We start from the raw sequence: 9894 nt of genomic DNA, 5'->3' as shown, positions 1-9894 counted from the left end.
GCTGTCAGTAGTGTAGGAATCATCAGGACGCCGAACCAACCTACATAGATGCGGTTGTCGGTGCTGGTGACCCAGTTACAAAACTGGTCCCACAAGTTAGCGCTTTCGCGCTGCTGTAAAGTGGCTGTCATGTGTTTATGATTGCGTTATTTGGTTGTCAATGTTCGGATGATGTCTCTATTATTAACGATGCCATGAAGGTTTGTAAAGGCCTGTAGCGACAGTTAAACTGATGAAAATGATAAGGAAAGCTGATGAACCCTGCTGCCAGGGGGAAAATACATCACGCGGCGGTCTTTGGCGCATCCTACCTCTTAACGGGGAACCGGTGGTAGCGGAGGTTGAGAAGGCACAGGAGGTGGCTCGATCGGCAGTGGAGGCGCAGGATTTCGAGCTGGTGGCGCACTGCTGAACTGCTGGAGTTGCTCTGGGGTGAGCGATCGCAAAATTCTCAGTCCGAGAGTGTCTCGCGAGATGCTTAGAGCGTAGTTCGGCTGTAAATACGGGCGGAAATTTGATTTGTTGTTCAAATAGGTTTCCATGAAGGCTACGCTGAGTCCGTTGACGTAGCGGCGGGCTAAAGCAGGTTCGGGCCCGATGACATCTGGTGGTGGCAGAAATACGCTTTGAGGGGAATCCTCGATCGTTGAGAAGTGAGTCCCGTTGTTCATCAGTACCAAATATTTGTTGGGCGATGTCAGCCAAGTGAAAGGTTGAATTTGTTCGAGCAAAGCTGGGGCGACTGTATCGGCGCTGCCTCCGACTACCATGATTGGGATTTTTATTTGGCTGAGGTTTGTCTCTCCGAGAATGCTGCTGGCGATCGGGTTGATGGCGATCGCAGCTTTGATGCGCGGATCTCTGAAATTGTACTGGTTGCGATCTAGGCTGCGGGCGCGGCACTGCAACAGCAGGGAGAGGTTCCAAGTTTCGTTTTGTCGCTGGCAGTCTTTTTCTAGCTGGGCAAAGTTAATCCCCGCTCCGGCTAATGTTAAAGCTGTATAGCCACCGAAAGACTGGCCGATGATGCCGACTCGCTCCAAGTCGAGCAGCCCTCGGTAGGCAGGATTGGTAGTCGAAAGTTTGGTTAAATAATCGAGCAAATCTTTGATGTCCAGGGGGCGGTTGACAAATTCCGCTGGTTCTGTTACTTCGTTGGTTTTGCCTGTTACTAGATTTTGGATTTGTTGGGCGTTGCTGCCTGGATGTTCGGGAACGGCGACGGCAAAGCCGTAGGAGGCTAGCTGTTTGGCTAAATACTCGAAGGAAGTGCGATCGGAACCTAAACCGTGAGAAATTACTACTACAGGGGCCGGTTGCGGGCTTTGCAGCGGCAGGTAAATGTCCATATCAAAGGTGCGATCGCGATTTGGACTCGTCAGAGTTACCGATGATTTTTTCCAAGTATAGGGCCCCGGTAGCTGGGGCTGTAGCATTTCTGCAGGCGGTATCGCTGGCTCAGAGGCTGCTGCTGCTTCCGACAACTTGATGACTCCGGCGATCGCCCGATTGGAACGGTTGATCAGCGATGTCAGGTTATCGGCGATACCCAAGGCGCGCGCAACGTCAATCCTGATGCCGTAAGTAGGGAATTTTTGCAGCACGTTGAGAATTGTCAGGCCTTCTGGATCGGCGGCTGCTAAAATCAGGGCCGCTCGGATGGCATAAAATCCGGGCTGCCGAGCTTTGGTTTGAACTACTCGGCCCAAGCGTTCCAGCAGCACTTCTCCTTGAGGCGTGTAGAGGAATTGGGCGATCGTCACGGGGCTGATTTCAGCTTTCGCTTGCAGGGCGCTGCGAATCTGAGCTAGCTGAGCTTTTTTGGCGTACTGAGCAAAGCCGTCCAAGTTCGAGTCTATTTTGCCTTCTTTGGCGAATAGTGCCAAAGATTCGATCGGAACTGATTCTTCTAGCGGTCCGTAAGTTACGTAGATTCGCTCGGCCCCGAAAGCTGGTGCAGCGGTGCAAACAGCAGTGAATGCAAACAATCCTAGGTATTTGGGGGCGATCGACCGCCGAGTGCGAAGGGCAGCAGTAGAGAGACTCGGAAACAGACAGTTCATAACTTTCATACCTAGCACATTCTAATTAATTAGTCGGTGAAACGGTCTAAATTGTTTCGCCAACATTTAATGCCCAAAAATCTATCAGTTGCTTCGGAAATTAGGTTATCGTGGGAAGCATAGTCTGAGAGTAATTTTATGACCTGAAAACATTCTTCCGAAATTTTTAATTCAACGCGCCCGGGGTCAGTCGATTTGAGATTTTAAATTTCCTGGACAGAGGAATCGCCAAAGCAGGAACAAAAGTCTAAAATTTAGGGCACAGAACAACAAAATTCGGGGGCTTCTATCCATCTTTGGGCGAGGGGTCAAACCTACGGTTATGCCCATTGATTATTTTTTCAGCTATCCAACATATTTGCGATCGAGTTTGTAACTAGAGTCTGAATGAGAAAATTTATCATGTTCAATGCAACTGCTATCCTGATTGACGCTTTTGTGCAAGAGCTGCAGGCCGGCTACCGCCGCACCTACGGCAAGTACAAGCCTGACTATCCAGAAATTATCGCCTGGGCGGGGACGATGGCTCTGGAAAATATCGCTAACTGCGATGCTTTGTACCACAATGTGGAACACACAATGCTCGTGGCATTGGTGGGGCAAGAAATTCTGCGGGGTAAGCATATTCGCGAAGGGGGAGTGTCGCCGGAAGATTGGCTGCACTACCTGATCTCGCTGCTGTGCCACGATATCGGCTACGTGAAAGGTGTTTGTCGCCAAGACCAAGAAGCTGTCGGACTCTACGCTACGGGTATTGACGGGGGCATGGTTTCTGTACCGGTCGGCGCTACTTCTGCCAGTTTAACTGCTTATCATGTCGATCGAGGAAAACTCGTAATTGACGAACGCTTCGGTGGCCACACCTTAATTGATGCCGAACAAATCAAGCGCAATATTGAATTGACCCGCTTCCCAGTTCCTGCTAGCGAAACTCATCAAGACAGAAACAATTATTCTGGACTAGCCAGGGCCGCCGATTTGATCGGTCAGTTGAGCGACCCCAATTACCTGCGAAAAATCAGTGCGCTATTCTACGAATTTGAAGAAGTCGGCACTAATAAAATCTTGGGCTACAATTCTCCGGGAGATTTGCGACAAAATTACGCCAAGTTTTATTGGAACGGAGTTTTTCCTTACATTCCAGCAGCTTTGAACTACTTGGAATTAACCCAGGGCGGCAAACAAATTATTGCCAACCTCTACGCTAACGTGTTTCAAGTAGAACACGCTGAACCGCTCGCTTTCAACAAAACAAACGCTCAAGAATTAATTAAATCCCGTGCTAATAACAACTTGAACGGCGAACACAACAACGATCGCCTTCAACTTTCTACCTCCGGGGATAACAAGAAATTTAGCGAGTTTGCCGATCTAAATTTGTGAGAGATTTATCGATATAATTCAGCAGCTATAAACGCCAGTTATAATTACAACAAATGGTAAATCTAGAGCTGCTGAATTTTTTTATTGAGTTATAATATAACTAAGGAATGACAATTAAATAATTGTTACTTACTCGTTTGCTCGTTTGCTCGTTACCAGGCTCTACCTGGTAAGGCATATCCAGAAGTTCTGCCTCTCTTTACTCCACCACTTTTGAAGATAGAAAAATGTAACAAATGTTTAAAAGATTCAAGTCTTGTTCCTAAGAAATCCTTGTTGTTTAGAGAGAGTTAAGTGATGACAACCAACAACATAGAAGTCGTTTTTAGCTTTGATACAACTGGCAGTATGTATCCTTGCTTGACGCAAGTTCGCCGGAAAATTAAAGAGACGGTGACAAGACTGCTTGATGAAATTCCTGGCATTCGCATTGGCATTATTGCTCACGGGGACTATTGCGATGCTGGCAGCACTTACGTGACTAAACACCTCGATTTGTCGGGCGATGCCGACAAGATTTGCAATTTTGTGCAAAATGTAGAACCAACTGGCGGTGGCGATGCTCCAGAATGTTATGAATTAGTCTTGCACGAAGCTCAATCACTTTCTTGGACTCCAACTAATTCCAAAACATTGGTACTCATTGGCGATGACATCCCCCACGCACCCGCTCAAACTCCTCAAAAACTTAACTGGCGTCAGGAAGTAGATAAGTTAGCACAGATGGGAATTGCCGTTTACGGCATCCAAGCTCTCAACCGTAATCATGCTACTTTATTCTACAAAGAACTAGCCGAAAAGTCTGGCGGTTTTCACCTCAATCTCGACCAATTTTCCTACATTACAGATTTGTTTTTAGCAGTTTGTTACCAACAGTCATCTAACGAACAACTGCAAGCTTACGAGCAAGAAGTTGTCAGTGAAGGTCGCATGAGTCGCGGATTAAACAAGATGTTTGATACCATGCTGAAGCGGGAAGGCGCTGCTGTTTACGAATCAGCCGAATTGCGAGCTGTCAAACCGGGGAGATTTCAGATTCTAGAAGTAGATAACGAGATTTCAATTAAAGCTTTTGTGCTGGAGAATGGTTTGGCTTTTAAAACCGGGCGCGGGTTTTATGAGTTTACTAAAACAGAAACTATCCAAGGTAAGAAAGAAATTGTGCTGATGGAGCGTTCGACTGGGGATTTATTTGAAGGAGAAGCGGCGCGAGAAATGTTGGGTTTGCCAATGGGGGAGACTGTGCGCCTCAAACCGAGCAATCTAGAAAAGTATGCGGTTTTTGTGCAAAGTACCTCGGCGAATCGCAAGCTGATGGGGGGGACTCGTTTCCTTTATGAAGTTGAAGATTGGGATCGTTAATCGATTTTAAACGTCCAAACAACAACCGCAGATTGAGGTAGATAATGCTAACATTTTTATTGTGTTTGTGATTTGTTTGTCCTACACATCTGCGGTTAAAAAATATACACTTTTAAGTTAATATGCAACCAGACATTCAGCAGCGAGTTAAACAGTTGAGGGATCAGCTACAGCAAGCTAGTTATGCTTATTATGTTCTTGATGCGCCGATTATGGCTGATGAGGTGTACGATCGCCTTTATCGACAGTTACAAGAGTTAGAATCAGATTATCCTGAATTAATTACTGCCGAAAGTCCGACTCAGCGCGTGGGAGAAAAGCCGGCTACTCAATTTTTTAGTGTCAAACACAATATTCCTCTCTACAGTTTGGAAAATGCTTTTAATTTTGAGGAATTTGCTAAATGGCAGGAACGCTGGCAGCGAATTGCACCCCCCCTAACCCCCCCTTATCAAGGGGGGGGACAAGATGGAATTACGCCTATTCTTAGCAACGAAGAAAACAAAGAAATTACTCCCCCCCTTAGCAAGGGGGGGCTGGGGGGGGTTTCCTATGTTTGCGAGTTAAAAATTGACGGTTCTGCTTTAGCGTTAACCTATGAAAATGGGGTTTTAGTTCGCGGTGCGACGCGGGGAGACGGCATTGCGGGAGAGGATATTACTCAAAATGTTAAGACTATTCGTTCGATTCCTCTCAAGCTGAATTTAGATAATCCGCCGCCTGTGGTGGAAGTGCGGGGAGAGGCTTTTTTGTCTTTGGCTGTGTTTGAGGAAATTAATCGGGAACGGGAAAAAGCGGGGGAACAATTGTTTGCTAATCCTAGGAATGCGGCGGCGGGTACGCTGCGGCAGTTGGATTCTAAAATTGTGGATCAGCGGCGCTTGGATTTCTTTGCTTATACTCTGTATTTAGATGAGGGGAATGAGGGTGACACGCAGTGGGAATCTTTGGAGTTGTTGCGAAAAATGGGGTTTAAGGTGAATCCCAATCGCCAAATTTGCTATGCTTTGGATGAGGTTCGCGAGTATTACGAATATTGGGATACTGAGCGGCGAAATTTGCCTTACATGACCGATGGGGTTGTTGTTAAGATTGATTCGGTTTTTCTGCAAAAACAATTGGGTTTTACTCAACGATTTCCGCGTTGGGCGATCGCCCTGAAGTATCCGGCGGCCGAAGTCCCTACAATTGTAGAAGCAGTCACCGTACAAGTAGGGAGAACCGGAGCTCTGACACCTGTAGCGGAACTCAAACCGGTGCAGTTGGCTGGAACCACGGTTTCGCGCGCTTCTCTCCACAATAGCGATCGACTTTCCGAGCTAAATCTCCACATTGGCGATACTGTGATTGTCAGAAAAGCTGGGGAAATTATACCAGAAGTTGTGCGAGTTTTAACAGAACTTCGCCCCGAAAATGCTCAACTTTTTCAAATGCCTAGTTGCTGTCCCGAATGCGCGCAGCCTGTGGTTCGGGAAAAAGGGGAGGCGGTTACTCGCTGCATCAATACGTCTTGTCCGGCGATTTTGAGGGGCTCGCTAATTCATTTTTGCAGCCGGGATGCTTTGGATATTAACGGTGTTGGGGAAAAGTTGGTGCAGCAGATGGTTGACAGCAATCTGCTAAATTCTGCGGCGGATTTGTACGATTTGACTGCGGAAAGATTGATGGGTTTGGAACGCATGGGTAAGAAGTTGGCCCAAAAGTTGGTAAGTGCGATCGCCCAATCGAAAAATCAACCTTATTCGCGGGTACTTTACGGCCTCGGAATCCGCCACGTTGGTAGTGTCAACGCTCAATTGCTGACAGAAAGGTTTGCAAATGTGGAAGAGTTGGCCGCAGTATCGGCCGCTGCGATTGAGGGCGTGTACGGCATCGGGCCGGAGATTGCACAATCGGTTTCTCAGTGGTTTCGAGTTCCGGCAAATCAAAGTTTAATCGCACGGTTAAAAACTGCGGGATTGCAATTGCACTCAGAAGTGAAAATTCAGAATTTAGCCGATATAAATTTACAATTTGCTGGTAAAACCTTTGTGCTGACTGGAACTTTGCCGACTCTGAAACGAGATGAAGCCAAAGATTTAATTGTCAAAGCTGGAGGAAAAGTTACAGGTTCTGTTAGTGCTAAAACTGATTATGTGGTTGTGGGAGAAGATGCGGGTTCTAAATTAGAAAAAGCTCAATCTTTGGGGGTAAAACTACTTTCGGAATCTGAGTTATTAGAACTGCTATCGAAACCATAAATGATTGGTGAAAGTCAATATATCTCTGTTTGCTCTTTCTCTGCGCCCTCTGCGCCCTCTGCGGTTCGCAAAAAAGCTGATTCATTTCAGCCGTTTTCAAAGAACATCGCCAACAATTCTATTTCCCTAGGTACAAAATAGCCGATCCTCTTCGAGGGCTCCGCTAACGCGAATTGTGCAATACCTCAAAAGGCATAGAAATCGCGCTCGCGATCGATAAAATATACATACTTCCAGGGCGCTACTGCTTTTTGAGGTTGCCAGTACAGACGAGTTTTGCTAAAATCTGAGATAATTTGCAAGAGTGCACCATCGCCTCCGGCAATTCCCAGCAAATCGCAAAAATCAGAGGAGCTACGTGATGTCGGAAATCCCAGAACAAACACAAACCAATTTGCCGCCTCCAGAAATAAGTTCCGAAACCTCTATTTCTATGACGGAAAACTTAAAAAGTAGCTTGGGAAATATCCTTGGCAGTTGGAAGATTAAAGCAGGATTAGCAGTGGCCGTACTGTTTGGAGTGTTCCTGTTTTGGTTTTACTGGCAGCACATGATTGCAGTGGCAGGTATGAAGAGTTGGGCGAGTCGATCGGGCGCTAGGGCGATCGAATGTATGGTAAGAGATACTAATAACGACCAGTATGTAAGTTGCAGCGCTCTCCTCGACCAGCAAATTGTCCCTCTCGAATGCAGTTCTAGTTTGTTAAACATCGGTTGTCGCGTCAATTACGGAACCGCAGCGCCTAACGTGAAACAAGGAGGGCCAAGAGGTTCTGCTTCTTGATAATTTTTAACTCGCTTGGTAATCGGAAAAATATGATTCTGATGGCAAGAATAAATGGTGCGTCAGAATGAGATGAGAGTGATAATTGAAAATCACCTTTCCTGACGCATCCTACCCTTGACTTCTTCCATCTTCCATCTTCCATCTTCCATCTTCCGACGGAATTACATCCGTTACATCCGTTACATCCCGTACATTGCTCGTTGCCGAACTTCCATCTTCCGACGGAATTACATCCGTTACATCCGTTACATCCCGTACATTGCTCGTTGCCGAACTTCCTTCTTACCAAGGACTTCCGATTAGGGTGAAACTGCTCCAGTAGTAAGGATGAGAAAAATCTTGGTTTTGTTGTAAGTCAGCCGGTAAATTCAATTTGCCCGCTGTTGTTACTAACTGCCCGTTTTCCATCCGAACTTTATGAGCAATCATCGCCTGTTGAGCAAGTTGCAAAGTTTCTGCCTTCGTTGTGGCTCCTCGCAACTGATGGTAAAATTCGCTCATCAGCGCCAAAGTGCCTCCGTCGTCAACATACCACAAACTCCCTAAAGCAGATTTCGCGCCGGATTTTACCGCTAAACCTCCAAAACCTAACTCTGCTTCCCCATCGCCCAAGGCTGTTCTACAAGCACTTAATACTAATAAGTCTACCTGCGGATTGCGCCAATTTAAACTTTCTAGGCGATCGAGCTGCAATTTGGAATTCCACAGTTGAATGTAAGAATTGCTTGGTTTTCCCGGTTGGAAGTCAGCGTGGGTTGCTAGGTGAACTATCCGAAATCCTCTTTTGGCGTGTTCGGAGTTGAGATTATCTAAAGTGAAAGTCGAATTGAGGAAAGATGGCCCATGCCACTGAGCGGAAATCGCCTGTAATTCGATCGGCACACTGAGCAAGGGTTTTTGGTTAACAAATTCTGACCTTCCCATTGCTAGCACTGTGGCATCTGTAACTGCTTTATAATCGCTATTAGTCAAGCTAAAACTCGGAATGAGGCTGAAACTGTATTTTTCAATCAAGAAGCCTTTACCGTCGTGCAAAGCGGCAAAGGGCATACTCCTCAATCCGGGATCGACTGACAGTAACAAAGTCTGAATTCCTAAGTTTTTTAAGTCTTTGTCTAGGGGTGCGATCGCCCATTTATATAATTGCTGGGCGGCGCGTAGATAAGTGGTAGTACCGCGTTTTCCCGGACTGGTGATTTCAGCCTGCAACTCCTGAACAAATGGGAAAAGAGCTGCTCTGTTGGCTTCAGGGACGCTGTAGTGAATCGGCCGTCCCACGGGAGGGACTAAAATTAGTTCTAATTGTTTGTCTCGCGAGACTATGTAGATAATACCAGACCGTTTGCCGGTTTGCTGTTCGATCTTATTTAACGTTTGTTGTAATGTCGCAATCAAGATTTTTTCTTCTGGGAGATTGCCTTTTACCCCCAGGTATTCTCCAAATTCTTGGTTCCTCATTTCTTCGATTCCCGAGATTGTTTTTTCTATGTCGTTACCTTCAAAAAGTTGATCGGGAGACGGAACATATCCCAGAACTAAATTAGAAGTGGGGTTGACTATTGGCGGTTCTGGTGATGGTGGTGAGGGTGGTACTAAGTCCGGGGGTAATGTACGGGTGATAGTGCGATCGAGGGTTAAAACTCGATCGACAGCAGCAACAACGGGATTGTCTAGCGATCGAAATTCGGGGCCTTGAAAGTCTTTGGGATCGAGGGTTGGGGGTTGCCGTGCGGGCTCTTGTCTTTCCGTAGGAGCGATCGAAGTGATAGTTACAACCTCAGGGGGAGTTACAACCTCAGGGGGAGTGATAGTTACAACCTCAGGGGGAGTTACAACCTCAGGGGGAGTGATAGTTACAACCTCAGGGGGAGTTACAACCTCAGGGGGAATGACAGTTACAACCTCAGGGCGAGTTACAACCTCAGGGCGAGTGACAGTTACAACCTCAGGGCGAGTGACAGTTACAACCTCAGGGGGAGTCGCAGTTACAACCTCAGGGGGAGTCGCAGTTACAACCTCAGGGGGAGTCGCAGTTACAACCTCAGGGGGAGTCGCAGTT

At 46.8% G+C, this 9894-nt stretch carries 6 protein-coding genes and 1 pseudogene; 4 read left to right on the top strand and 3 right to left on the bottom strand.

Features of this window, described 5'->3' with window-relative positions:
- Both QUA01_RS26855 and QUA01_RS26850 read right to left on the bottom strand, forming a co-directional pair.
- A pseudogene (locus QUA01_RS26855) lies at positions 1-131 on the bottom strand (photosystem II q(b) protein); the annotation flags it as partial.
- A gap of 183 nt (positions 132-314) precedes the next feature.
- Positions 315-2072, bottom strand: a complete 1758-nt coding sequence (locus QUA01_RS26850) for an alpha/beta hydrolase (protein WP_333093535.1) — start codon at positions 2070-2072, stop codon at positions 315-317.
- Positions 2073-2465: 393 nt separating this feature from the next.
- Here QUA01_RS26850 and QUA01_RS26845 point away from each other — a divergent pair, with 393 nt between their 5' ends.
- From QUA01_RS26845 to QUA01_RS26830, 4 genes are all read left to right on the top strand, one after another.
- The gene (locus QUA01_RS26845; RefSeq protein ID WP_333093534.1) at positions 2466-3446 is read left to right on the top strand and encodes an Npun_R2479 family HD domain-containing metalloprotein; all 981 of its coding nucleotides are present in this window, start codon (positions 2466-2468) and stop codon (positions 3444-3446) included.
- Between the two features lie 297 nt (positions 3447-3743).
- Entirely contained in the window at positions 3744-4808 is a 1065-nt protein-coding gene (locus QUA01_RS26840; protein ID WP_333093532.1) for a vWA domain-containing protein, read from the top strand.
- Between the two features lie 122 nt (positions 4809-4930).
- Positions 4931-7048: an NAD-dependent DNA ligase LigA gene (gene ligA / locus QUA01_RS26835; protein WP_333093531.1), complete on the top strand. Its 2118-nt coding sequence runs from the start codon at positions 4931-4933 to the stop codon at positions 7046-7048.
- 304 nt (positions 7049-7352) lie between these two features.
- Positions 7353-7832, top strand: a complete 480-nt coding sequence (locus QUA01_RS26830; protein WP_333093530.1) for a hypothetical protein — start codon at positions 7353-7355, stop codon at positions 7830-7832.
- Between the two features lie 285 nt (positions 7833-8117).
- On the opposite strand, the gene QUA01_RS26825 is transcribed toward QUA01_RS26830, so the two are convergent.
- The coding region (locus QUA01_RS26825) for a CHAT domain-containing protein (RefSeq protein ID WP_333265945.1) at positions 8118-9894 on the bottom strand (1777 nt) is incomplete at its 5' end.

It is taken from the genome of Microcoleus sp. S36a_B3 (genome assembly GCF_036700745.1).
Classification (GTDB): domain Bacteria; phylum Cyanobacteriota; class Cyanobacteriia; order Cyanobacteriales; family Microcoleaceae; genus Microcoleus.
This window is presented reverse-complemented; position numbering and strand designations above follow the sequence as displayed.